The organism is Shumkonia mesophila (assembly GCF_026163695.1).
Classification (GTDB): Bacteria; Pseudomonadota; Alphaproteobacteria; order Rhodospirillales; family Shumkoniaceae; genus Shumkonia; species Shumkonia mesophila.
In genome coordinates this window covers 176,506-200,490 of record NZ_JAOTID010000010.1, presented here as the reverse complement: position 1 = coordinate 200,490, position 23,985 = coordinate 176,506, and the positions used below count along the sequence as shown (strand labels likewise).

At 64.6% G+C, this 23,985-nt stretch carries 17 protein-coding genes and 1 tRNA gene; 1 reads left to right on the top strand and 17 read right to left on the bottom strand.

From position 1 onward, the window contains the following. Nucleotides 1–73: 73 nt before the first annotated feature. Entirely contained in the window at nt 74–1,594 is a 1,521-nt protein-coding gene (mmsA, locus tag ODR01_RS16860; protein ID WP_316978853.1) for a CoA-acylating methylmalonate-semialdehyde dehydrogenase, read from the bottom strand. A 157-nt stretch (nt 1,595–1,751) separates the two neighbouring features. Here mmsA and ODR01_RS16855 point away from each other — a divergent pair, with 157 nt between their 5' ends. Further along, complete coding sequence (locus ODR01_RS16855) at nt 1,752–2,636, top strand: LysR family transcriptional regulator (RefSeq protein WP_316978852.1); 885 nt, start codon at nt 1,752–1,754, stop codon at nt 2,634–2,636. An 18-nt stretch (nt 2,637–2,654) separates the two neighbouring features. On the opposite strand, the gene ODR01_RS16850 is transcribed toward ODR01_RS16855, so the two are convergent. The 16 genes from ODR01_RS16850 to ODR01_RS16775 form a co-directional block, all read right to left on the bottom strand. Then, complete coding sequence (locus tag ODR01_RS16850) at nt 2,655–3,422, bottom strand: HpcH/HpaI aldolase family protein (RefSeq protein WP_316978851.1); 768 nt, start codon at nt 3,420–3,422, stop codon at nt 2,655–2,657. A 69-nt stretch (nt 3,423–3,491) separates the two neighbouring features. Further along, on the bottom strand, nt 3,492–4,856 hold the full coding sequence (locus ODR01_RS16845; RefSeq protein WP_316978850.1) for a TRAP transporter large permease: 1,365 nt from the start codon (nt 4,854–4,856) through the stop codon (nt 3,492–3,494). Nucleotides 4,857–4,865: 9 nt separating this feature from the next. After that, on the bottom strand, nt 4,866–5,426 hold the full coding sequence (locus ODR01_RS16840; RefSeq protein WP_316978849.1) for a TRAP transporter small permease: 561 nt from the start codon (nt 5,424–5,426) through the stop codon (nt 4,866–4,868). Nucleotides 5,427–5,464: 38 nt separating this feature from the next. Next, the gene (locus ODR01_RS16835; RefSeq protein WP_316978848.1) at nt 5,465–6,448 is read right to left on the bottom strand and encodes a sialic acid TRAP transporter substrate-binding protein SiaP; all 984 of its coding nucleotides are present in this window, start codon (nt 6,446–6,448) and stop codon (nt 5,465–5,467) included. Between the two features lie 485 nt (nt 6,449–6,933). Further along, nucleotides 6,934–8,451: a TRAP transporter large permease gene (locus ODR01_RS16830; RefSeq protein ID WP_316978847.1), complete on the bottom strand. Its 1,518-nt coding sequence runs from the start codon at nt 8,449–8,451 to the stop codon at nt 6,934–6,936. Nucleotides 8,452–8,467: 16 nt separating this feature from the next. Beyond that, complete coding sequence (locus ODR01_RS16825; RefSeq protein WP_316978846.1) at nt 8,468–9,214, bottom strand: TRAP transporter small permease subunit; 747 nt, start codon at nt 9,212–9,214, stop codon at nt 8,468–8,470. Nucleotides 9,215–9,327: 113 nt separating this feature from the next. Further along, a complete protein-coding gene (dctP, locus tag ODR01_RS16820) occupies nt 9,328–10,440 on the bottom strand; it encodes a TRAP transporter substrate-binding protein DctP (protein WP_316978845.1) in 1,113 nt (370 codons plus the stop codon). 591 nt (nt 10,441–11,031) lie between these two features. After that, a complete protein-coding gene (locus ODR01_RS16815; protein WP_316978844.1) occupies nt 11,032–14,418 on the bottom strand; it encodes a PAS domain S-box protein in 3,387 nt (1,128 codons plus the stop codon). Nucleotides 14,419–14,526: 108 nt separating this feature from the next. Then, nucleotides 14,527–15,717, bottom strand: a complete 1,191-nt coding sequence (locus ODR01_RS16810; protein ID WP_316978843.1) for an HD domain-containing phosphohydrolase — start codon at nt 15,715–15,717, stop codon at nt 14,527–14,529. A 140-nt stretch (nt 15,718–15,857) separates the two neighbouring features. Then, nucleotides 15,858–16,493 carry a COG3904 family protein gene (locus tag ODR01_RS16805; RefSeq protein ID WP_316978842.1) on the bottom strand — a complete coding sequence of 212 codons (636 nt, stop codon included), beginning with the start codon at nt 16,491–16,493 and terminating at the stop codon, nt 15,858–15,860. Further along, nucleotides 16,478–16,939, bottom strand: a complete 462-nt coding sequence (locus ODR01_RS16800; protein WP_316978841.1) for a glycine zipper domain-containing protein — start codon at nt 16,937–16,939, stop codon at nt 16,478–16,480. The genes ODR01_RS16805 and ODR01_RS16800 overlap by 16 nt, the downstream gene beginning before the upstream one ends. Nucleotides 16,940–17,029: 90 nt before the next feature. Then, entirely contained in the window at nt 17,030–20,173 is a 3,144-nt protein-coding gene (locus ODR01_RS16795; protein WP_316978840.1) for an efflux RND transporter permease subunit, read from the bottom strand. After that, the gene (locus tag ODR01_RS16790; protein WP_316978839.1) at nt 20,170–21,468 is read right to left on the bottom strand and encodes an efflux RND transporter periplasmic adaptor subunit; all 1,299 of its coding nucleotides are present in this window, start codon (nt 21,466–21,468) and stop codon (nt 20,170–20,172) included. Before ODR01_RS16790 ends, ODR01_RS16795 begins: the two co-directional genes overlap by 4 nt. A gap of 5 nt (nt 21,469–21,473) precedes the next feature. Continuing rightward, nucleotides 21,474–22,955 (bottom strand): efflux transporter outer membrane subunit, encoded by a 1,482-nt coding sequence (locus ODR01_RS16785; protein ID WP_316978838.1) that lies wholly within the window; start codon nt 22,953–22,955, stop codon nt 21,474–21,476. A gap of 384 nt (nt 22,956–23,339) precedes the next feature. Continuing rightward, nucleotides 23,340–23,567 (bottom strand): hypothetical protein, encoded by a 228-nt coding sequence (locus tag ODR01_RS16780; RefSeq protein ID WP_316978837.1) that lies wholly within the window; start codon nt 23,565–23,567, stop codon nt 23,340–23,342. A gap of 289 nt (nt 23,568–23,856) precedes the next feature. Further along, nucleotides 23,857–23,932: transfer RNA gene (locus tag ODR01_RS16775), tRNA-Lys, on the bottom strand. Between the last annotated feature and the right edge of the window lie 53 nt (nt 23,933–23,985).

Genomic DNA, 23,985 nt, shown 5'->3' with positions numbered 1-23,985 from the left:
TACATTCACGCCGACTGAATGCGAAAACTACTTCGCCGCTGCCGGATATGACCGCGAGTGATCGGATAACGCTCTAGTTTTCGGGCCAATACCGTTCGGTGATGATCTTGTCCTCGGTGAAGAAGTCGATGACGGCCTTGCCCTGCGCCTTGATGTCGGCGAACTGCGAGGCCTTGAGGCCGCCGAACGGCAGGAAGGCGACCGGCGCCGGGATGCCGACGTTGACGCCGATCATGCCGCAGGTGACTTCCAGCTTGAAGCGCCGGGCGTACCAACCGTTCTGCGTATAGATCGAGGCGCCGTTGCCGTACTCGTGCTCGTTGATGATCTTGATGGCCTCGTCCAGGCTGTTCACCTTCATGATGCACTGCACCGGGCCGAAGATCTCGATCTTGTGGATCTCCATGCCGGGCTTGACGTCGGTGAACACCGTGGTGCCGATGAAGTGCCCGTTCTCGCGGCCGGGAACCTTGAGGTTGCGTCCGTCCAGGGCCAGCGTGGCCCCTTCCTTGACGCCGGTCTCGATCATCTGAAGGATGAAGTCCTTGGCCTTCTTCGAGATGACCGGCCCCATCACCATGCCCTCGCCGGCCACCTTGGGGTCGAGCGGATCGCAGGTGACGACCTCCTTCGAGGCGGCGACGAACTTGTCGCAGACGGTCTTGTACATGTCATCGCCGACGCAGACGATGACCGAGGAGGCCATGCAGCGCTGGCCGGCGCAGCCGTAGCCCGAGGTGATCATGTTGCGGATGACGTCGTCGACCTTGGCGTCGGGCATCACCACCAGATGGTTCTTGGCGCTGCCCATGGCCTGGAAGCGCTTGCCCTTCCCGGCGCAGCGCACCGCCAATTCCTTGCAGAAGCGGGTCGAGCCGACCAGCGAGATGCCGACGACGTCGGGGCTCTCGATCAGGGCGTCCGACACGTCGTGGCTGCCGTTGACGATGTTGATCACCCCCTTCGGGAAGCCGGCGGCGTGAATGTACTCGCCGATGATCTGCATGGTGCAGGGGACCTGACTCGACGGCTTGATCACGTAGGTGTTGCCGGCGGCCACCGCGTAGGGCATGAACCAGAAGGGAATCATCGCCGGGAAGTTGAACGGCGAAATCATGCCGAAGACGCCCATCGGCAGCTTTATCACCTCGCCGTCGATGCCGTACGAGGCGCCGATCATCTTGTCGCCCTGCTGCAAAACGGGCATGCCGCAGGCCACTTCGATGTTCTCCTGGGCGCGCTTCAGTTCGGCCCGCGCGTCGGGCAGCGACTTGCCCATCTCCTCGACGAGCACGCGGGCGATCTTTTCCGTGTTGGCGACGATCAGGTCGCGCAACCGGAACATCGGCGCCGTCCGGCGATCCGCCGGCGTCGCCGCCCAGGCCGGGAAGGCCGCCTTCGCCGCGGCGATCGCCGCGTAGGCGTCGGCCGAGGAGGTCAGCGGGAACTCGGCGATCATCTCGCCCGTCGAGGGATTCTCGATTTCCCGCCACTTGCAGTCCTTCGGCGTCACCCATTCGCCATTCACGTAATTGCGCAGCTTCGAAATGCCGATCTCGGTCTTCTTCGGCTTGTTGATCGTCGGCGCGTCCATGGCTTGAATCCTCATTCTTTTCCCGGCAAAAAACACATGGCGACCGACTCATCCGAATGCGAGTCTCCGCCTTTCTCTGCCCGTATGATCGCGTTACAATAAAGAATGATCAATAGGATCAAATCGCCATCCGTTGTGCAAAAATTGTAGAGCAACCATGGACTGGGACAATATCCGCATTTTCCTGGCCATCGCGCGGACCGGCCAGATCCTGGGCGCCGCCCGGCACCTCCGGCTGAACCACGCGACGGTGGCCAGGCGGCTCGGCGCCTTTGAAAAGGCCTTGCAGGTCAAACTGTTCGCCCGCCGGCCGAACGGCTGCGACCTGACCGAGGAGGGCGAGCGGCTGCTGGCCTATGCCGAACGGGTGGAATCGGCGATGCTGGCCGCTTACGCCGACATCGGTCACACCGACCTGGCCATCGAAGGCGCGGTCCGGGTGGGGGCGCCCGACGGTTTCGGCGTCGCCTTTCTGGCGCCGCGCCTGGGTCGGCTCAAGGCCCGCTACCCGGGCCTGATGATCCAGCTGGTGCCGGTGCCGCGGACGTTCTCGCTGTCCCGGCGCGAGGCCGACATCGCCATCGCGCTGGCCCATCCCGAGGAAGGCCGCCTGATCGCCCGCAAGCTGACCGACTACACGCTCGGCCTCTATGCCGCCAAAAGCTATCTTGAGCGGGCTGGCACGCCGGCCTCGCTGGACGACCTCAAGGGGCACGTCCGGGTCGGCTACGTCGACGACTTGCTGTTTTCCTCGTCCCTCAATTTCGCCCGCGAACTGGTCAAGGACTGGCGGGCGGATATCGAGATCTCGAGCGCCATCGGCCAGACCGAGGCGGTGCGGGCCGGCGCCGGCATCGGCATCCTGCATACCTTCATCGCCAGACGGGACGACAACCTGGTACCGCTGCTGCCGGACTATTCCATCACCCGCAGCTATTGGACCGTGGTGCACGAGGATCTGAGCGCCATCCGGCGCGTTTCGGTGGTCGCCGACTTCATCGCCGCCGAAGTCGCCCGCGAACGAGCGATTTTCTGCGCTTAGGCCGGCGCCCGGCCCGGATCAGCGGCCGAGGGCGCGCAGGTGGGCCACCGCGGCGTCGCGCAGCAGCGAGATGTCGGAAACGCCGGTGACGATGTCGTAGCCGCGATCGCGCATGGCCGGCACGGAATCGCCGGCCACAGCCAATCCCCCCATCCACTTGCCGGCGGCCTTGATGGCCTTTTCGGCGCGGCTTCGCATTTCGATGAACTCGGGAGCTTGCGTCTTGCCCATGATTCCCATGCTGGCCGACAGGTCGACCGGTCCCACGAACAGGACGTCGACGCCCTCGACGGCGGCGATCTCCTCGATATTGCCGACCGCCGTCACGCTCTCGATCTGGCACATCACCAGCAGGCCGGCCGGCAGGTCGGCGACGTAGCGTTCGGCCTGGAAGCCGTAGTCGGACGCGCGGACCAGGCCGTAGGCCGAGCCGCGGATGCCGTCCGGCGGATAGCGGCAGGCGGCGACGGCGGCCTTGGCCTGCGAGGCGTTATCGACGCTGGGAATGACGATGCCGCGCGCCCCGATGTCCAGCGCCCGCTTGATGTAGACGGCGTCGTTCCAGGGCACCCGCACGACGGGGGTGGCCGGCGTCGCCGAGATCGCCTGCATGAGGGAAATGGTGTTCAGGAAGTCGCTGGGGCCGTGTTCGTGATCCAGCACCACCATGTCGAAGCCGGCCAACGCCACCACCTCGGCGCCGATCGGGCTGCACATGTGGATCCAGCAGCCAACCGAGGTTTCCCCCGCCTCAAGGCGTTCGCGAAGCCTGTTCCTGCCGTACATCCGTTCCTCCCCTTGTCATGCCGCGGACAGGGGCCGCCCCCTGCCCCGCCATTCTAGGCTCAGGGCCGCCTAGCGGTAAATCAGGGTCGGCAGCCAGAGCGAGAAGCCGGGAATGAAGGTAATCAGCCCCAATACCGCCACCAGCGGAATGAGGAACGGCAAGGTTGCCTGGGTGCAGCGTTCGAACGACACGCCCGACACCCTGGACAGCACGTAAAGAACCATGCCCACCGGCGGCGTCAGCAGGCCGATCATCAGGTTCAGCACCATGACGACGCCGAAATGCACGGGGTCGATGCCGACCTGCGTGATGACCGGCAGCATGACCGGCACCAGGATGGTGATGGCGGCGATCGTCTCCATGAAGAAGCCGACGACGAACAGGATGACGTTGAAGATCAGCAGGACCAGCAGCGGATTGTCGGTCAGGCCGGTGATCAGGCTGACGAAATGCTCGGTGACCCTGTTGCTGGTGAGGATCCAGGCGAAGATCGAGGCGCCGGCGACGATCAGCATGATGATCGCCGTCGTTTCGATGGTTTCGGACGACACCCGGACGAAGCGCCGGAAATTGAGGGTGCGATACCATACCAGACCGAGGAACAGCGCCCAGGCCACCGCCGCCGCCGCCGCTTCGGTCGGCGTGAAGGCGCCGGTCAGGATGCCGCCGACGATGATGACCGGCGTCATCAACGACATGAAGGCGCGCTTGAAGGTCCGCCACAGCACACTGGCCGAAAACGCCGCGTCGCGCGGATAGTTGCGCTTGTGGGCGAACCAACCCACCATCAGCATCAGGGCCGCCGCCATCAGCAGGCCGGGAATGAAACCGGCGGCAAACAATTGGCCAATGGACGTCGAAGCCATCACGCCATAGATGACCATGGGCAGCGAGGGCGGGATGATGGGGCCGATGGTTGACGACGCGGCGGTGACGCCGACCGAAAAGTCAGCATCGTAGCCGGCATCGCGCATGGCCTTGATCTCGATGATGCCCAGTCCCCCGGCATCGGCGACGGCAGCGCCCGACATGCCGGCGAAAATCACCGAGGCGCCGACGTTGACGTGGCCGAGGCCGCCGTGCATCCAGCCGACGCAGGCGATGGCGAAGGCGAAGATGCGATCCGTGATGCCGACCGCGTTCATCAGCGATCCGGCCAGGATGAAGAAGGGCACGGCCAGCAGCGGGAAACTGTCGACGCCGTTGACCATGCGATGGATGACCACGAGATCCGGCACCTGGCCGGTGACCAGGACGAACAGCAGCGACGAGCCGGCCAGCGCAAGCGCCACCGGCACTCCGGTAACCAAAAACAGGAACATCGTCGCGAAAAGGAAGGCCACGTCGTCGCCGTTCACCGCCAGCGCCACCGTGCAGGCTGCGGCGATGACCACAAGAAACCCGTTAAGCTTGGTTCCGAGGCGCGTTGACATCGGGACCCCCTAGCCCTTCTGGACGTGGCGCGCGTGGTCAAGGCTGATCTGGCTGCCGCCTTGGCGGATGTGGCGGAGCAGGACTTGCACGGCGCGGATGGCCATGGCGGCCAGGCAAACGCTGATCATGTAGTACATCCAGCTTTTCGGCAGTTCGAGGGATACCATCATCTGGAGGGTTTTCCCGGCCAGATTGTAACAGGCCCAGGACGTATAGGCGAAGAAGGCGATCTTGCCGACGTCGCCGATATAGATGAGCAGGCTTCCGAGGCGCGGCGGGATGAAGCGGAACAGGAATTCCACCATGATGTGGCTGTTCTTGCGCACCGCCGTGATGGAACCGACGAAGGTGACGCCGATAAGGAGATAGCGGGCGATCTCCTCGGTCCAGGCCAGCGAATCGTTGAGGACGTAACGGGTGAAGAACTGGGCGAAGATGTCCAGAGCCAAGATCCAAAAGATTACGAAGACGACGTAGTCCTCGGGCCCGATTTCCCGCCAATTGATCGGCGCGTCGAGTTCGTGTTCGACGTCAACCATGGCGGCGGTGTCGCGGCTTGACTCGGACATCTTCACCCCGTTCGCTTTAGACGTGGATGTTTACGCGACTACTTGATCGCCTGCAGGCGGTCCCAGACCTCCTTGGGCCACGGCACGTCTTTCGGGTTGGCGTCATAGAAGGCGGCGGTCGCCTTCTGCATGGCGGCAACGTCGACGTCCTTGGTCACGATGTTGCCCTGGCTCTCGAACCAGGCGACGAGGTCCTTCTCCTTCTTCTCGATGTCGGCCGTGCAGCCGGCAGCGGCTTCGGTGAACACCTCCGAGAACATCTTCTTCTCGGCATCGTTCAGCTTCTGCCACCGCGGCCCGCCGATGATGGCGAGCAGGCTGTCGGTGATGTGGCCGGTGAGGTTGATGTACTTCTGAACCTCATAGAACTTCTTGGCCTGGATGGTCGGCAGCGGGTTTTCCTGCGCGTCGACGACGCCCTGCTGCAGCGCCAGATAGACCTCGGCGAAGGCGATCGGCGTCGGATTGGCGCCGGTGGCTTTCGGGAAGGCGGTGTAGGCCGGGGCGTCGGGAACGCGGATCTTGACGCCCTTCATGTCGGCGGGCGTGCGGACCGGCTTCTTGGAGGTGACATGACGCTGGCCGTAATAGGTGGCGGTGATCGCCTTGTTGCCGCTGGCCTTCATGTAGCCGTCGGCGAGATCCTTGAAGAGGTCGCTCTTCAGGAACTTCTTCCAATGGTCGACCGAGCGGTAGACATAGGGATACCCGCTGATCGACATCGGGCCATAGGAGCGGCCGGCGAACTGGAAGCCGGTCCAGATGGCGTCGACCGTGCCCAGCCCCAGGCCTTCGTTGATGTCCGTCTCCTTGCCCAGCGACGAGGCCGGGAAGACTTCCATCTCGTACTTGCCGGCGGAGCGCTTCTTGATCTCGTCGGCGGCCCACAGGGCCCAGGTGTGATAGGACTCGCTGGTTTCGTAGACGTGCGCGAACTTCAGCTTCTCGGCGGCTTGGACGGTACCCGTCAAGGCGACGGCGACGGCCAGGCCGGCAAACGCGAGTAGGTGACGGAGTTTCATATGCTCCTCCCTTTGTGATGTTGGCGTAACTGAAGGGGATGCCAGAACGCACGAGCGCACCGGCCGGAACCGGGTTCTGGCGTCGTTCCGGCCCGGACACAATAAGAGTCAGAGAAGCGGGTCATGTCTGCGAATGGCTCGTATGCGCTTTTTTTTGAGGGATTCCCCGTTTGAAGGAATCCTTGCTCCCTGTCCGCTCGCGGGGGAAATTGGCCCTACCAGCGGTAAACGGATGTTATATGGCTTATTCGTCCCTGATCAACACTCTTTTTGGCACAAGGCCGGCGCGCGCGAGGGCCGGTGGCGCGAAGTGATACAGGGGATAAACCATCGCCCCGGGAAACGGGAAGCGGGAGCGGCCGGAGAATGCGTGCAACCGGCCCCAAAAAAAACGCACCCCCGGAAGCCGGAGGTGCGCTTTTTTCGGTTCGCAACAGGCTCGGAGGGGCGAAGCCCTTACGGGTTCGCCTCCCCCGCTCCGGCCGTCAATTGCCGAAGGCAAGCCTCGGCAGGTAGAGCGTCAGTTCGGGGAAGATGATGCACATCGACAACCCGACTGCCTGCAGGAAAAGGAACGGCAAGGATGCCGAGAAGATCGCCGAGGTCGGGATCTCCCTGGGCGTCACTCCTCGTATGTAGAACAAGGCTGGTCCATAGGGTGGCGAGATGAAGCTCATCTGCATGTTCACCAGATAAACCACGCCGAACCAGATCGCGACCCTGGCCGGCTCTACGCCGGGCAGGCCGAACAGGCCGTCGAACGGCAGCGAGACCACGATCGGCACGAAGATCGGCACGGCGAGCAGCACGATGCCCACCCAGTCCAGGAACATGCCGAGGAAGATCAGGATGACCATCATCAGCATGAGGATGCCATAGGGCGGCAGGCCGGTGCCGAGGATCATGTCGGCCACGAACTTGCCGCCGCCCTGGAGCACGTAGAAGGCGACGAAAATCGACGCCCCGAACATGATCCAGAGAACGAGGGCCGAGTTCTTCAAGCAGATGAAGCAGGCTTCGCCGACCGCCTTGAACGTCAGCCGCCGGTGCAGCGCGGCCACCACCATGGCGCCGAAGCTGCCGACGCCCGCCGCTTCCACCGGGGTCGCGGCGCCGGTGAAGATCAGGCCGAGCACCAGGACGATGAGAATGATCGGCGCGATCATATCGCGCAGCAGAAGAAGCTTTTCCTTCATGCTGAGCCGCTCTTCCTTCGGCAACGCCGGGCCGAGGGCCGGGTTGATGTAGCAGCGGATCAGCGAGTAGGCCATGTAGAGACCGGACAACAGAAGCCCGGGAATGACGGCGCCGATATAGAGCTCGCCCACCGAGGTCTGGGCCACCACCGCGTAAATGATGGCCAGGATCGAGGGTGGGATCAGGATGCCCAACGTGCCGCCGGCCATGATCGATCCCAAGGCCAGCTTGGGATCGTACTTGCGCCCCAACATGGCAGGCAGCGCGATCATGCCCATGGTCACCACGGCGGCGCCGACGATGCCGACCATGGCCGCGAGAATCGTGCAGGCGAAAATCGTCGCCGCCGCCAGGCCGCCGCGCAGGCCGCCCATCCACTTGTAGACGACGGTGAACATCTCGTCGATCAAGCCGGCCCGCTCCAGCATCGCCGCCATGAAGATGAACAGCGGAATGGCCGACAGCTGATAGTCGGTCATCATCGGGAAGATGCGGGACGGAATGATGTTGATCAGGAACTTGTCGCCGACCGTGTACATGAAGATGACGGTCAGCGCGCCGGTGCCGAAGGAAAGCGGCATGCCGGCGCTCAACACCATCAGCAGGGTGCCGAACATGGCGATCGACAGCCAGCCGATGGGAATGCCCGCCAGGCTGCCCTGGAAGGTGAAAAGGATCGGCTCTTCGCCAAAGCCGACGAACAGGGCGTTCAGGAACTCGACGCCGACGACAAAGGCGAAAATGGCGAATGAAATGGTGATGAACCAGCCGAAGCGCGTGGTCGGCAACAGGCTACGGGAAGGCATTGTGCCTACTCCAGCATTAGTTTGCATTATCCACCTCCGAGAAGTGCCGGAAGGTTTGGATATCCTTCACGAAGCGGCTGATCAGGATCAGGATGACGAGGAAAGCGCCGAACGGGATGGCGAACTTTATCGGCCAATAGGCAACCTGCCATTCCGACTGCGAAATATCCATGTTGTAGCCCATGGCGAGCCAGCTCGGCAGGAGGTTCTGATCGAGGCCCTGGGCCCAGAACAGCCAGCCGGTGATGAAGATGGAAAACAGGAAAATGGCGGACAGGACCGAGGTGACGATATCGGCTCCGGCCCGGCCGCGACGGCTCCACTTGGTGTAGAAGACGTCGACGCGGACGTGGCCATCGGCCAGGAACAGGGCGGCGCCGCCCAGGGTGTACATGACGCCGAACATCATGAACGAAGCTTCATGGACCCAGTTGGTCGGCGCGTTGAAGGCATACCGCGAGATCACTTCGAACACATAGTTCAAGACGCCGACGACGGTCCACAGGCACACGAACATCCCGACATTCAGGGCCAACGGATCGACCAGCCGCGTATACCAATTGCCGGGCGGCACCCAAGCCACTTTCTTGGCGTCGTCCTCGATGTCTTCGGTAAGGACGACCTGATCTTTCGCCTTCAAAGCCGCATCGGCCGCTGCCCGCATGCGGGCCAGAACCATGAAGACGATCGGAAACACGATCATCAGGCCCCAGAACGCCCAGTGCGGCAGGACGAATCCGATACGGTCAAATTCCCCGCTCATGTTCATTTTGTAAACTCGCTTTCTTTTCGGTCAGTCAGATAGCGATTGGGATGGCCGACGTTTGGCCATCCCAACACTCGCCCTCACATTGGGCGTTTTTTTATTTGGTCGTTTTACTGTTTGATCTCGAAGCCCTCGAGGTCCTTCGGGTCGATCAGGTTGAAGGCCGGGTCCTGCGACGTCTCAAGGATGATCTTCAGCGCGCGGCCGGCGTCCTTGTCCTTGTTGGCCCACTTGAACCACAGCGGAATCGCTGCCTTCTTGAAGACTTCAAGGTCGCTTTCCGGCAGATAGATGACTTCGTTGCCGGCGGCCTTGTACTTCGCCCAAGATTCGCCGTCAGCCTTCATCATCGTGGTGTAGTGGACCAGCGAATATCTCGCCGTTTCCGCTTCGATGATCTTCTGCACCTTCGGCGAAAGGGACTGCCACACCCGCAGGCTGAAGGCGATGTCCATCGGGTCGACCGACTGATGGAGAGAAGGAGCCTGCTTCGGGCCGATGACGATGTACTTGGTGACCTGGTGGAAGCCCTGCGCGAAGTTCACGGCGGGGCCGACCCAGTCGGTCGCGTCGATGATGTTCTTCTCGAGCGCCGGATAGACGTCCGAGCCCGGCAGCAGGGTGGTGCTGACGCCGAGGGCCGCGAAGGTTTCGGCGATGATGCCGCCGGGGAAGCGCATCTTCTTGCCCTTAAAGTCGGCAAGGGATTTGACCGGCAGTTTCGAATGCAGGAAGTTGGCGTCGCTGTGGACGTTGCCGACGAAATAGAGGCCATTCTTGGCATACAGTTCGCGGGCGAGATCGATCATGCCATGGGAATAATACGCCACGTCCCACACGGCCGGCGATGCCGGGCCCAACGGGAAGCCGGTCATGAACACGGAGGCCGGCATGCGGCTCGGCCAACGGGTCCAGAAGATGTTCTGGCCGTCGAGCACGCCATTGCGCACGGCGTCGAACACCACCGCGTCACCCGCGACGGCGCTTTCCGGGAACGGCTTGAGGTCGATTTCACCGCTGGTGACCTCGGCCATGTTCTTGCACCATACCTCGAACGCCTTGTAGCCGGGGGTGCCGGCTGCCCACGACGACTGGATCTTCAGTTCACGGGTCTTGGCTTGCGCGCCCGCAACGTGGGGCATGCTGACCGTGGCGACGGCGGCGGCGGCGACACCGGCCTTGGTCGTCGTTTTCAGAAATTCACGACGAGAAGCGTTTTTCATTACGTGACCTCCACTCACTGTGTCTTTATTGCGGGACGCGCGGCGGCGGTCCTGTTTCCGGGGGTCGCCGCACGCGTCCACAACAACACTATACGGATTGGAAACATTAAAAAACAATCGGAATCTTCAATCCCGGTTGTGTGGAATAATTCTAATAATTTATCGGTTTTTGGGCAACGTATTTCCGAAAATTATATTGACGGTAATTTTCGTGCCATAAGTGTGCCATTAAAATGTATAACTTATAATTATCTTTCAAATCATAAATATCTTATGGAAATTTCGGCTTCTGTATATGTCGCGCAACCCAATAGTGATTCAAGTAGTTGCCAATTTAGATCGCGGGAAAACCGACAGTGATCACATTCTTCATCTTTACCCGCCGGCGTTATTGGTCATTACATAACCAACAGCGAGGACTCCGCCGCCGCTTACAACCTTCAATGACAGGACTGGTGCGGGTGGACACGGAAGATTTTTCGCAATGTGGAAGTTGTCCCGGGGGGCGCGGTCACGCCATCATGGATGAAAGTCTTTCACAGTGTGAAATCAGCGGTTACGCCGCCCGCTGATTCTCTTGCGTGGGGCCGGCTAGTTCCCGGCCGCGCCTTCCGAAATGGCGTCCTCGATCTTCCGCAAGAGTTCATGCTTGGTGAACGGCTTGCGCAGCAGGCCGATGGCTTCCGGATTGATGCCGCGGCGCGAGAACTCGTCGTAGGAATAGCCGGACATCAGCACGATGGCCGTTTCCGGCCATCGCCGGCGGACGATTTCGGCCAAATCGAGGCCGCTCATCCCGCCCGGCATGATGATGTCGGAAAGCACCAGGTCGACCGGCGCGGTGCTTTCCATCACCCGAAGGGCGGAATTTCCGTCGTCGGCGGGGATCGGCTTGAAACCCGCCATCTTCAGGTATTCGAGGGCGACGCCCCGCACCAGGGGATCGTCCTCGACCACCAGCACGGTCAGGCCGCCGGCCGGGACCTTCGCCGCCGCGGCCGATGTCGTGGCTGCCGGCCGCGACGACGTTTCCTGCCGGCAGCGCGGAAGGTAAAGCTCGACCGTCGTCCCCTTCCCCGGTTGGCTGGCGATTTCGACGAACCCTTCCGACTGCTTCACGAAGCCGAACACCATGCTGAGGCCAAGCCCGCTTCCCTTGCCGACCTCCTTGGTGGTGAAGAACGGGTCGAACGCCCGGGCCAGAACCTCGGGCGGCATGCCGATTCCCGTATCGCTCATCGCCAGGCAGACATAATCCCCGGGGGCCACATTGTCGTGCCGGTCGGCCTGCGAAGCGTCGACCAGCCGGTTTTCAGCCGCCAGGACAAAGCTGCCGCCGTTCGGCATGGCGTCGCGGGAATTGATGGCGATGTTGAGGATGGCGCTTTCCAACTGGTGCGGGTCGACCGTCACCGGCCACAGAGTCCCGCTCGCCTTGACCTCGAGGCGCACCGATTCGCTCAGCGCGTGGGCGGCAAGGGGGGCGATGTTCTCCAGGATGCGCGGCAGGTCGATCCGTTCCGGCCGGAGATCCTGGCGGCGCGAGAAGGCCAGCATCCGGTGGGTCAGTTCCCCGGCCCGGCGCGCTGCCTCGAGGGCCATGCTCATCAACTGCGCGGCCTTGTCGTCGTCGGTCCGGATCTTGTCCTTCAGCCAACTCAAGTTGCCCTGGATGACCGTCAGCAGGTTGTTGAAATCATGGGCGATTCCGCCGGCCAATTGGCCGATCGCCTCCATTTTCTGGGCCTGGAGGAACTGGGCTTCCAGTTTTTTGCGCTCGGCGATTTCGCCCAGCAGGTGGTGGGTTCGTTCCTCGACGCGCTTCTCCAGTTCCTGATTGGCCTGCTGAAGGGCCTGCTCGGCGTACTGGCGTTCGACGATCTGTTGCTCCAGGGCCTGGGTCCGCTCGCGGACCCGCGCCTCCAGATCGTCGCGGGCGGCGAGCAGGCCCTGCTCGGCCTTTTTCTGGTCGGTGATGTCGTGGACGACCACCAGGGTATAGCCGTCCCCGGTTCGATGTTCCCGGACCTGGAACCATCCGTTGGACCGGTGAACCTCGAAATTGCCGGCGGGATTGCGATGACGCTCCAGCCGCCGGCGGAGCCATCCCTCGCCGTCCTCTTGCGCCTCGACGATGACGCCGGCCCTGATTTCCGCCCGCAGGATTTCCTCGAAGGTCATGGCGGGCCGCAGTTTCCTGGCGGCGGCCAGGCCGACGCGGAAGCGTTCGTTGGCGACCACCAGCCGATCCTCCTCGTCGAACAGCGCGACGGAAACGGGGACCGTCTCGATGGCCGCCAGGAAACGTTCCCGCACCTGGGCTTCACGATGCAGCGCCAGCGTCTTTTCGGTGATGTCGGTGCCGGTTCCGCGATAGCCCAGAAATTCGCCCGTCGCCGAGTGCCGGGGCTTGCCGCTGATGCTCAGCCACCGGTGCCGGCCATGGCGGTCCGCGATCTCGTAGCGGAAATCCCGGAGAGGCCGGCGGGCGCGGATCGTCTTCTCGAAATCCCGCCAGACGAGATCCTGGCCGGGCACCGCGAAGTCCTGCCGCAGCCGCCCGACCACCATGGCCGGCTCGACGCCCAGCAGATCCGTGATCCTGTCCGAGACGAAGGTGATGCGCGATTCGGCGTCGTCTTCCCACAGCCAATCCGAACTCGATTCGGCGAATTCGCGGAAGCGTTCCTCGCTTTCGAGGATCTTCCTTTCCATGCATTTGCGGTCGGTAATGTCCATGCCGACGGTGCCGGTCCGGGTGACGACGCCGCTTTGATCGCGCACCGGAAACTTGGTGATGAGGCGGGTTCGCCGCCGTCCGTCGGGCAGCAGAACGGTGGCCTCGAAGGTCCGCGTTTCGCCGGTGGCGATCACCTCGCGTTCGGGGCCGGCCAGGCTTTCGCCGGTCTCCTCTCCGAACACCTCTTGCGACGTTCGGCCGAAGGCGGCATTCGCCGAGATGGCGTGCTGGCGTTCCCATTCCGGATTGACCAGTAGATAGCGTCCCTCGGCATCCTTGAGGGTGAGCGACTGTGGCGAGTTGCCGAGCAGGGCCCTGAAGCGTTCCTCGCTCTCGTGCAGAGCCTCCTCGGTCCGCTTGCGTTCGCTGACGTCGCGGGCGGTGCCGAGTACGGCCACCTTCCCATTCGCGCCTTCGATGCGCACCAGGGCGAGGAGGACGGGGACGCCGCTCCGGCCGTCCCTATGCAGGAGATTGACCTCGTATCGCGATGGCACGGCCTCGCCGGCGACCCGCCGCCGGTAAAGGTCCATCGTCGCCGTCCGGCTGTCCGGCATCAGAAAATCGGGAATCGGCCGGCCGGTCATCTCCTCGACGGTGTAGCCAAGCCGGCCGGCGAGGCTGCGGTTGGCGAAGACCAGGGCGCCGTCCTCGATCAGAAAGACGCCGTCCTCCATGTTGTCGACCAGGTTTCGGTACTTCGCCTCGCTGTCCTTTTGCGACACCTCGGCCCGCTTGCGGCCGGCGGCCTCGGCCTCGAGGTCGCGCGTCCGCTGGGCAACCATCGCCTCGAGACTGGCCTGCGCCTGCCGGAGATCGGCTTCGGCGCGCTTGCGCTCGCTGATGTCGATCAGCGCGACCTGGATGGCCGGCTTGCCGTCCCAGTTGACGACGCTGGGGCACAGTTCGATCCAGATCAGCGAGCCGTCCTTGCGCAGGGCCTGCAGTTCGTAGCGCGAGGACATCGTTTCGCCGCGCATCCGGGCATTGGCGAAATCGCGGGCCCGCTTGCGCTCGTGGGGAGGCAGCACCTTGCTCAGCGAGCCCAGCTTCAGCACCTCTTCTGGCGTGTCGTAGCCCAGACTTTCGGCGCAGGCGCGATTGACGAACAGCGGTTTGAAGTCGCGATGAACGAGGATGCCCTGGATCGAGCCCTCGATGAGATCTCGGTAACGCCGCTCGCTGGCCTTCAGGTCCTCGGCGATCCGGTCGCAATCGCCGGTGCCGTTGCGGGGCACGCCCCCACCCCTTCCGGCCGCCGGCGTCGTGCCACGAAGGGTGCCCAGCCTGCGGCACAGGCGACGCCAAAGGGACGACGGGGGTGGCTTTCCGGCCATGTCCCCGCCCTATATCGGACCGGATGGCTTTTTCGCGTCGTCGGATCGCATGAATCCTGCCTTTCGTTCGCGATTGCCGCCACCCACCAACGGCATTTCCGGTCTGGCGAGACCCTCCATCGCCCAGGCGGCGTTCGATGCCGCGAAAATCCCGCCGATGACGTCCGCATGGCTCTTGAAGACCTCGAGAATCTCGGGATCGAAGTGCCCGGGAGCGGTACGTCCATCCCCTTCGACGATGATGCCGAACGCCGTCGTGTGATCCAGGGCGGGCTTGTAGGGGCGAACCGAGCGCAGGGCGTCGTAGACGTCGCACAAGCCGACGATGCGGGCTTCCGGCGGAATGGCCCGCCCCACCAGACCGCGGGGATAGCCGCTGCCGTCCCATCGTTCGTGATGGGAGCGTGCGATTTCGGCGGCGCAGCGCATCAGGTCGCTGGTCGACTGGCTGGTGATCCGATAGCCGATCTCGGTGTGCGCCTGCATGAGGCGGTATTCCTCCGCCGTCAGCGGCCCCGGCTTCAGAAGAATGGCATCCGGCACCCCGATCTTGCCGACGTCGTGCAGCATGGCGGCCAGCCGCAGGATGTGGATGCGGGATTTCGGCCAGCCGAGAACGTCGGCGATGACGGCGGCATATTCGCCGATGCGGCGGATGTGGATGCCGGTGTCGTCATCGCGATGTTCGGCGGCGATGGCCAGGGTTTCGACCGTGGCGACCTGGGCGACGTCGATTTCCTCGACCAGTTGCCGCACCCGCGTGGACTTGGCCGCGATCCACTCCTCGAGTTCAGCGCGGCTTTGCCGTTCGCCTTCCCGCGCGGCAATGGTCTCCTCGCATTTGCGGACGGCGGCCAGAAGATCGGCGAAGGCGAACGGCTTGACGATGAAGTCGCTGGCTCCCAGGCGCAGCGCATCCACCGCCTCGTCCACGCCGCCGTAGCCGGTCATGACGATTACCTCGACGTCGCGGCCGCGTTGCCGGCGGAGCGCGGCGACCAGTTCGAGGCCGGACATCCGGGGCATCCGGATGTCAACCAGCACAATCGCGATGTCGGGACAGGCGGCGAAGCGTTCCAGCGCCTGTTCGCCGTCCTCCGCCTCGACGCAACGGTATCCCTGATCCGCCAACCGGCTTGCCAGGGACTGACGAAGCAGAAATTCGTCGTCAACGATCAACAGATTCCGCTTCCGCATCATGCCAATTCCGGATGTCCAAACCTGACCGCGAGTCTTTACCCGGTCAGACTACGCCGCGCCGGTTTCTGGACGATGACGAGGGATGGCAAATTGGTAACGGTGTGTGTCCAGCCTGTTACAGACTGAAACAGACTGCGGCCTCAGTTGACGACGTTGTAGTCCCCGAGCTCGAACGGCGTCAGCCAGTGGATGTCGAGATGCGAGGTATCGAAGACCGGGTCGAGCAGGCGAAGGGACACCCCCATCTGGACCAGGTAGCGGGCCTGACGGCGGGCCGCGATGGCGGAAAACTGCTCGTTGAGGAGGATGATCGTGCGCACCTTGTCGTCCACGCCGCCGCTGGCGGCATCCCTGAGCACGCCCTTGACGGCTTCGATATAGGCGTCGTTGAAGGCGGCCGAGGCCATGTGAATGCCGATCCGGCCGCCGCCGTCCACCGCGCGGATCATGCCGCCCAGGAAAGCGTAGACGCAGGCGCTGGCGCAAACGGAGCCGGCGGTAACACGGGTCGCCAGCCGGCGGGCCCGGATCGTCTCGCCGATCTCGATGCCGGCCTCCAGGCTGCCGCCTCGGGAATCGAAGCGTACCTCGCGCACCGGCGCTGGATTTTCCAGCAGCGCCGTGACGGCGGCCACGTCCGATCGCTGGATGGTTCCGGCGAGCAGGATGACGCGTCCGGCCCCGCGGTCCACCACCTCGAGGCCGGCGGCGCCGGCCGGGATGGCGAAAAACAGCCCGGCCGCCGCCAGGACGAGCGCGCTCAGCCGTCTTCCCATCGACCGTTCCGGAAACAGAACCGCGATGTCTCGGACTGCTCCTTGCCGTCCAGCACATAGACGCTGCGCACGTCCTTGCAGAGGTCGCCGTTGGCGGTTTCCGCCTTGCCGGCCGGTTCCGCATAGCCCCCGATCCCGGCCTTCTCGTCGCTTGCCCACACCACCCGCTCGGCGGTCTCGGCGTTGGCGGCGCGGAAGGCCGCGGTTCGCGCTTTTTGCCGGTCGGCTTCGTCGAGGTCGCGGCCGATCGACTTGCCGGCCAGCCCGCCGACGACGCCGCCCACCGTCATGGCCACCACCTTGCCGGCGCCGTCCCCGAACAACGACCCGACCAGGATGCCCATGGCCGCCCCGGAGGCCGTCCCGATCTCTTCCTGGCTGAGGTTCGAGCACCCGCAAGCCAGCAGGGCCACGCCGGCCAGCAGCGAAACGGAAATCCGACCCATCCCTGACGCCCTCCTCGGCTTCGGAAAGCACGATTTGCCGAATGATTATAGGACTCTCGCCGGAACGCTTCCACGGTCTTGGCGATCTTCCTAGGGCCTCGGCGGGGCGGCCTGCGCCTCGCCGTCGGCCGTCCGCGCCGGCAGCGGGTTCGAGCGGAACAGCGCGGTGACATCCTCGTTGATGAGGTAAAGGCACGGCACCAAGAGCAAAGTGATGAGGGTGGCGAACAGGATGCCGTAGCCCAGGGAAAGCGCCATCGGGATCATGAAGCGCGCCTGGCGCGAGGTTTCGAAGATCATGGGGGCGAGGCCGCCGAAGGTGGTCAGCGTCGTCAGCATGATCGGTCGGAACCGGCGGATGCCGGCCTGCATGATACCTTCGAGGGGCGAGGCGCCTTCGCGGCACCGGCTGTTGGCGAAATCGATCATGACGAGGGCATCGTTGATGACGACGCCCGACAGGGCGACGACGCCCATCAGGCTGTTGATGGAAAGGCCGTAGCCCATGATCAGATGGCCGAGAACCGCCCCGACGATGCCCAGCGGGATCGCCGTCATGACGATCAGCGGCTGAATGTAGCTGCGGAACGGTATGGCCAGCAGCGCATAGACGCCCATCAGCGCGACGATGAAGCTGGCGATCAGGCTTTGCATGCTGTCGCTGATTTCCGCCTGGTGTCCCTCGAAGCTGTAGCCAAGGCCGGGATACTCGGCCTGCAGGGCCGGCAGGATCTCGGCCGTCAGCGTCGCCTGGATGCGCGAGGTCTGATCGTTCGGCACGACGTCGGCCTCCACCGTCACCGTGCGCTGGCCATTGCGCCGCTCGATGGCCATGTAGGCGCGGCCCCGCGACACCTCGGCGACCTGCATGAGGGGCACGTCGCGGCCGCTCGGCGCGCGGATCAACAACTGCTCGACGCCGTATTCGCTGACCCTTTCGTTCTCGGGCAGGCGAACCATCACCTTGACTTCGTTGCGGCCGCGCTGCTGGCGCAAGGCCTCGATGCCGTAGAAGGCGCCGCGCACCTGGCGCGCCACTTCATAGGCGGTCAGTCCCAGGCTCTGGCCTTCCGGCAGCAGCTTGAAATCCAGTTGCTGCTTGCCGGCGGCCGAACCGTCGTCGATGTCCTTGGCCTGCGGGAACTCCGCCAGTCGTCCGGCCAGGGTCACCGCGGCGGCGTTCAGGGTGGTGATGTCCCGATGCGTCAGTTCGACGGTCAGCGCCGCTCCCGATCCGGGCCCCCCGCGGTCGGATTCGAATTTCAGCGATTCCAGCCCGATGAAGGTGCCGGTGGCGGTCCGCCAAGCCTCGGTCATGCGGGTAGTGCTCAATGGCCGCACCTCCGGGTCGGTCAGGTAGGCCCGCACCGTCACTTCGTTTTCGTCGATGGTCGCGAAGATTCCCTTGATCAACCGCTCGCCGCCGTTTTCCGCCGCCACCTTCTGGGCGGTGCCGACCAGGCGGTCGCGCACCGCCGTGGTCGAGGCAAGCGGACTGCCGTACGGCAGCACCGCGGTCACCACCGACTGGTCGGATTCGGTGCGCGGCATCAGGACCAGGCCCATGCGGCCGCTCGCCGCATAGGCGATGACCACGGCCAGCAACACGGCGGCGGTGGCGGCCACCGTGTAGCGGTGGGCGATGCAGATGCCGAGCGTCGGCCGGTACAGGCCCTGGATGAAGCGCTGCAACTGCCGGTCGGCGGCGGCCTGCCCGCGGTGGATAAAGGTGCCGAGGCGCCCGGTGTGCGGGCGCGAATGGGCCAGGTGGGCGGGCAGGATGAACACCGCCTCGAACCACGACACCAGGAAAACGGCCACCACCACCACCGGAATGACGCTGAACACCCGGCCCATGACGCCGGGGACGAAGTAAAGTGGAATGAAGGTGATGACGTTGGTCAGGATGCTGAAGGCGATCGGGCTCGACACCTCGCGCACGCCAAGGACCGCGGCCTCGAGGTAACTCATGCCGCTCTGCCGGCGTTCATAGATGTTCTCGCCGGCGACGATGGCGTCGTCGACCACGATGCCAAGCGCGATGATGAAGGCGAAGGTCGAGATCATGTTGATCGAGACCCCGGCCGGATAGAGGAACAGGAACGACCCCAGGAACGAGACGGGGATGCCCATGGTCACCCAGAAGGCCAGCTTGGTTTCCAGGAAGATGCCCAGCAGCACCAGGACGAGGGCAAGCCCCATGAAGGCGTTCTTCAGCAGCAGTTCGAGGCGCTGGCGATAGACTTCCGACTGGTCGCGGTTGACGACGATCTCGACGCCCTGCGGCAGGTCGGCCTCGATCGCGGCGAGGACCCGCCGGGTGGCGTCCGAAACGCCGATCGGCGTCTGGTCGCCGACGCGGTTGACGTCCAGCCCGATGGCCCGCTTGCCGTTGTAGGTGCCGATCTGATCGCTGTCGGTGAAATCGTCGCGCACGGTGGCGATGTCGGCCAGCCGCAGGACCGCGCCGCCGGTGGTGGTGACGACGGGGATGTCGGCGAAATCCCGCGCCCAGTCCTTGCGGTCCTTGACGCGCAACAGGATCTCGCCGGCCGATGTCTTGACGCTGCCGCCGGGAACCTCGACCGCCGTGCGGGCGATCTTGGTGGCGATCCCCTCCAGCGTCAGCCCATAGGCCCGCAGGTTGGCCTGCGGGATTTCGACATGGATCTCGTAGTCTCGGGTTCCGACCATATCGACCTGGGTGATCCCCTTGTCCGCCAGCAGACGGTCCCTCACCTGCTCGGCCACTTCGCGAAGCGCCCATTCGCTGACGTCGCCGAAGATTTCAACGGCCACCACCTCGTGGACGTGCTCGGCCATGGTCACGTTCGGCTGTTCGGCATCCTCGGGCAGGGTGGTGATGCGGTCCACCTGCTGCTTGATGTTCTGATAGGCTTTTTCCTTGTCGGCGTTCTCCAGAAGCTCGACGCTGATCGTCGCCTTGTCCTCGGCGGCTTTCGAGGAAACCTCCTTGACCCCGTCCTCTCCCCTCACCGCCTCCTCGACGGCCAGCACGATGCCGCGCTCCACCTCTTCCGGGCTGGCGCCCGGGTAGGAAACGGTGATTTCGACGGTATCGCTCTCGAATTCGGGGAAAACCTCCTGCTTGATCTGCAGGGCGACGAACAAGCCGCCCAGCAGCAGGACCAGCATCAACAGGTTGGGCGTCACCCGGTTGTTGACCATCCAGGCGACGGGACCGCGCAGCAGCGAGGCGCCGGGAACGTTCATCGCGAGGTTCCTTCCGGGGCGGCGCGGGAGATCAGGGTGCCGCCGGCCTGCGGCGTGGCGCGCAGGGCCATGCCGTGCACCGGCGCCGCCAGGGCGGTGGCGACGATGCGCTCTCCGGTCGCCAGCCCCTTGTCGATCAGTACCGTGTCGCGACCGCGGAACAGCGGGCTGACCGGGCGGATTTCCAGGGTGTCGTCGGACGCCAGGAGCCACACGTTGTTGCCGTCACGCAGCAGGTTGCGCTCGACGATGGCGACCGGACCGACCTCGATGCCCTCGATCTCGGTGCGCACATAGGCGCCGATCAGAAGCACCGGCTTGCCGGCGTTCTCGTCCTTAAGCGCCAGCGGGTCGTCCACGGCGACCAGAAGCTGCGCCATCCGCCCTTCGCTTTCGAGCTGGCTGGCCAGCCGGGTGATGCGGCCCGACCGGTACGCCTCGGCCCCCCAGGCGGCCTCGTTGAAGACGCGCACGATCGATCCCGCCTCGCCGTTCCTCTGCGGGACGCGCAGCCATTTCAGCTGGTCGACCGGCACCGCCACTTCGACCATGTAGGCATCGGTGCCGACCAGCGTGGTCAGCGAGGTCGTCGTCGACACCTGGGTTCCCAGGTTGACGTCGCGCGACTGGACGATGGCGTTGAACGGTGCCGTGACGTGGGTGCGGGCCAGATCGAGCCTGGCCTGTTCGAGGGTCGATTTCGCGGTATCGACGGCGGCCTGGACGGTGGCCAGCTGCGGCTGGCGAAGCACCAGCTCGCGGTCCTCCGGCTTGATCGTTTCGCCCAACAGTTCGTATTCGCGCTTGGCGATCGACTGCTGGCCCTGCTCGATCTTGAGGTCGCTCTCGGCAGTCGCCAGGGCGGCGGCCTTCTGGCGCACCACCAGCTCGAAATCCTTGGGATCGATTTTGAGCAGCGGGTCGCCGGCTCCCAGGATGCCGCCCGGCATGAACTCGTCGCTGACCCAGCTCACCCGGCCGCCCACCTGCGGGCGCAGATCGACCTGGCGGTCGGCCGTGACCGTCCCCATGGCGTGAACCGTCACCGTCGCGCGGTCCACGCGGACCGGCGTCACCTCCACCAGCTTGGCCTCGCGGGTCGGCGCCTGGCGCGCCGCCTTCGGGCCGGTCTCCATGAGGCCGACGGCAAGGCCGCCGCCGCCGACCAGCAGGGCGATCGGCAGCGCCACCTTGAGGCCGGCGGCCATCAGCCGGCGCCACCGGTGGGGCGGCCGTTGCGGGTCGGGGGCGGCGGGTTGCCGGTTGACCGGGGTCGACGGGGTGTCGGTGGACATGCGTGTCATCCTTTTCGCCCTTGCGTGGCGACGGGTTGCAAATCGGCGGATTCGCCGGTTTCGGCGGCGACGCCGGTGCCTTCGGGACGGCTCATCTCCCAGCCGCCGCCCAGGGCCCGGTACAGGTCGACGCGGTATTCGATCAGCTGACGCTGCGCTTCCAGGTACGTCCGCTCGAGGGTCTGGCTGGTCTGCAGGGCGTTGAGAACCTCGATGTAATCGGCGGCGCCGCCGATGTAGGTGTCGCGGATGCGCTGGAACGCCTGGTCGGCCAGTTCGATCTGGCTCTCCAGGCTGGTCAGGTAGCGACGCTGGTTGGCCTCCTGGACCAGCGCGTCCTCGACCTCGCCCAGCGCCTCCAGAACCGCCGTCCCGTAATCGTTGAGCGCTTCCGAGGTGACGGCGCGGGTGCGTTCGACCTCGGCCGCCCGCTCGCCGGCATCGAACAACGGCGCCACCAGGCCGGCCGCCAGCGAGCCCAGCCAGTTGGTGAACAGGTCGCGCACATATTCGCCCGACGTCTCGACGCGGGCGGTCAGGGTCAGGCTGGGGAAGCGATCGGCGATGGCGGCGGCGGTGCGGCGATCCGCCGCCAGCACCGTGAAGTAGGCCTGGCGAAGGTCGGGACGGCGCTGCACCAGATCGGCCGGCAGGCCGGTGCCCGGCAGGTCCGGCGGGGTCACCAGGGCATTGATCTGCGGGATCTCCAGGCTGGCCGGCGCCTTGCCGAGCAGGATCGCCAGCTTGTGCTCCAGCACGCGGGATTCGGATTCGCCGATGGCAAGGTCGCCGCGCTTCGATTCCACCTGCTGGCGCTGCTGGAGCACATCGCTGGCCGTGACCTGGCCCCGGCGGAACTTCAGGGTAACGATTTCGAGGACCTGCTCGTCGGTGGCGAGTTGGCGCCGCAGCAGGTCGATCTGGCCGTAGGCCTCGATCAGCTGATACCAGGTCTTGGTGACGTCCGAGGCCAACGTGATCGCCACCGTCTTCAGGTCTTCCTCGCTGGCGTTGGCGTCGAGGCCGGCGGCATCGCGGGCCGAGGCGATCCCTCCCCACAGGTCGGCCTCGTAGCTGCTGCTCAGGCCCAGCGACAGGTCGCTGGTCGAACTGATGACCCGGCGGCTGCTGTTGGAGCTGGTGCTTTGCCCCTTCTGGCGCGTGCCCGACAGGCCGACCTCGGCGTCCAGGCTCGGCAGCAGGCTGGCTCCCGCCTTGCGTGCGGTGGCCTCGGCCTGCACCAGGCGGGCCCAGGCACTATGGATGGAAAGATTGTCGGCCAGTGCGTCCTCGACCAGGTCGTCGAGAACCGGATCGTCGAAGGCGCGCCACCATTTGTCGGGGGGCGTCGCCGTGCCGGTCGCCGAGAAGGCGGCGGGCAAGGCCACCGGCGGCCGGCTGTCGAGGCCGGTCGTCTGGCAGGCGGAAATCGCGGCGGCCAGGCCGACCATGGCGGCGATGCGGACGGTGCGGCGAAGGACGCCCATCCTTTGCGGCCGCGCCCCGGCCCTGTCGCCCGCAGGCGGCGATGACGCCACACTCTCCACCGAAATCCTCCGTTTCCCGACCGCACGGGGGGATCGGCCCCCGCGTGTTTTTGCGCGACGGGCGGATTATGCATTGCCGGCCTTCGTTTTGAATGGCGATGTTGTAACCGATTGTATCGCCGTTCCCGGCTGCAACACTCTGTTACCCATTTCTTTGCCGGGCGGCGTGGCGCACGACGAAACCGGCCACGGCGGCCTGCCCCGCCGGGTCGGAAAAGACGGACATGCGGACAATCTCGGGAAATGGCCGGCAGGTCCGGCCCCTTCGCTGCGGGGCGGGCGCCGAGCCCGCCTAGGGTTGTCCGGGCGCGGCCCGGAACGGCTTCATACCAAGGCTTCCGGGCGCTTCGCCTTCTCCTCGACGATCTCGAACTCGTCGGCCAGGTTCGACCATTCGTACAGCGACCAGTCGAATTCGAAGCGACGGACCGCCTGCGACAACGCCTGGTTGCGGTCGGACCCGGAGACCGTGACCGTCGACAGGCTCGATTTGAAGGGGTAGCCGGACCTGTTCATCAGATGCCGGTAGAAGGTGATCCGATAGTTCTTCACTGTGGCACCTCCCTGTTCACCGGGGCGCCGAAGACATCAAACCGGCGGCATGCACCCCGGGTGGCGGGCAGTCCGTCGCGCATCGCGCACGCAACGCCGCACCGCGTTCACCGCTGCTGTTTTTCCATTTGCGTTAACTCGAAGAGAGTATAACACGTTTGGAGAAAAACTCCGCCTGATATCGCGTAGGAAGATAAAGACCCAATAGGGAAAAACACGCCGTTCGGCGCCCCTCAGAGAAAAACCGGCCCAAGGGCCGGTTGCATAGGCGAAGTCGACAACGGTGAATTGGTAGGCGCGGCAGGACTCGAACCTGCGACTCCCTGATTAAAAGTCAGGTGCTCTACCACCTGAGCTACGCGCCCCTGGAAACGAACTGGCCGGAACATAGAAATCCCGCTCCGGCCGGTCAATGCTT

Bases quoted from the DNA above. Each gene is read 5' to 3' on its own strand.
- mmsA (WP_316978853.1), bottom strand. From the start codon at position 1,594: ATGGACGCGCCGACGATCAACAAGCCGAAGAAGACCGAGATCGGCATT.
- ODR01_RS16855 (WP_316978852.1), top strand. From the start codon at position 1,752: ATGGACTGGGACAATATCCGCATTTTCCTGGCCATCGCGCGGACCGGC.
- ODR01_RS16850 (WP_316978851.1), bottom strand. From the start codon at position 3,422: ATGTACGGCAGGAACAGGCTTCGCGAACGCCTTGAGGCGGGGGAAACC.
- ODR01_RS16845 (WP_316978850.1), bottom strand. From the start codon at position 4,856: ATGTCAACGCGCCTCGGAACCAAGCTTAACGGGTTTCTTGTGGTCATC.
- ODR01_RS16840 (WP_316978849.1), bottom strand. From the start codon at position 5,426: ATGTCCGAGTCAAGCCGCGACACCGCCGCCATGGTTGACGTCGAACAC.
- ODR01_RS16835 (WP_316978848.1), bottom strand. From the start codon at position 6,448: ATGAAACTCCGTCACCTACTCGCGTTTGCCGGCCTGGCCGTCGCCGTC.
- ODR01_RS16830 (WP_316978847.1), bottom strand. From the start codon at position 8,451: ATGCCTTCCCGTAGCCTGTTGCCGACCACGCGCTTCGGCTGGTTCATC.
- ODR01_RS16825 (WP_316978846.1), bottom strand. From the start codon at position 9,214: ATGAGCGGGGAATTTGACCGTATCGGATTCGTCCTGCCGCACTGGGCG.
- dctP (WP_316978845.1), bottom strand. From the start codon at position 10,440: ATGAAAAACGCTTCTCGTCGTGAATTTCTGAAAACGACGACCAAGGCC.
- ODR01_RS16810 (WP_316978843.1), bottom strand. From the start codon at position 15,717: ATGATGCGGAAGCGGAATCTGTTGATCGTTGACGACGAATTTCTGCTT.
- ODR01_RS16805 (WP_316978842.1), bottom strand. From the start codon at position 16,493: ATGGGAAGACGGCTGAGCGCGCTCGTCCTGGCGGCGGCCGGGCTGTTT.
- ODR01_RS16800 (WP_316978841.1), bottom strand. From the start codon at position 16,939: ATGGGTCGGATTTCCGTTTCGCTGCTGGCCGGCGTGGCCCTGCTGGCT.
- ODR01_RS16795 (WP_316978840.1), bottom strand. From the start codon at position 20,173: ATGAACGTTCCCGGCGCCTCGCTGCTGCGCGGTCCCGTCGCCTGGATG.
- ODR01_RS16790 (WP_316978839.1), bottom strand. From the start codon at position 21,468: ATGTCCACCGACACCCCGTCGACCCCGGTCAACCGGCAACCCGCCGCC.
- ODR01_RS16785 (WP_316978838.1), bottom strand. From the start codon at position 22,955: ATGGGCGTCCTTCGCCGCACCGTCCGCATCGCCGCCATGGTCGGCCTG.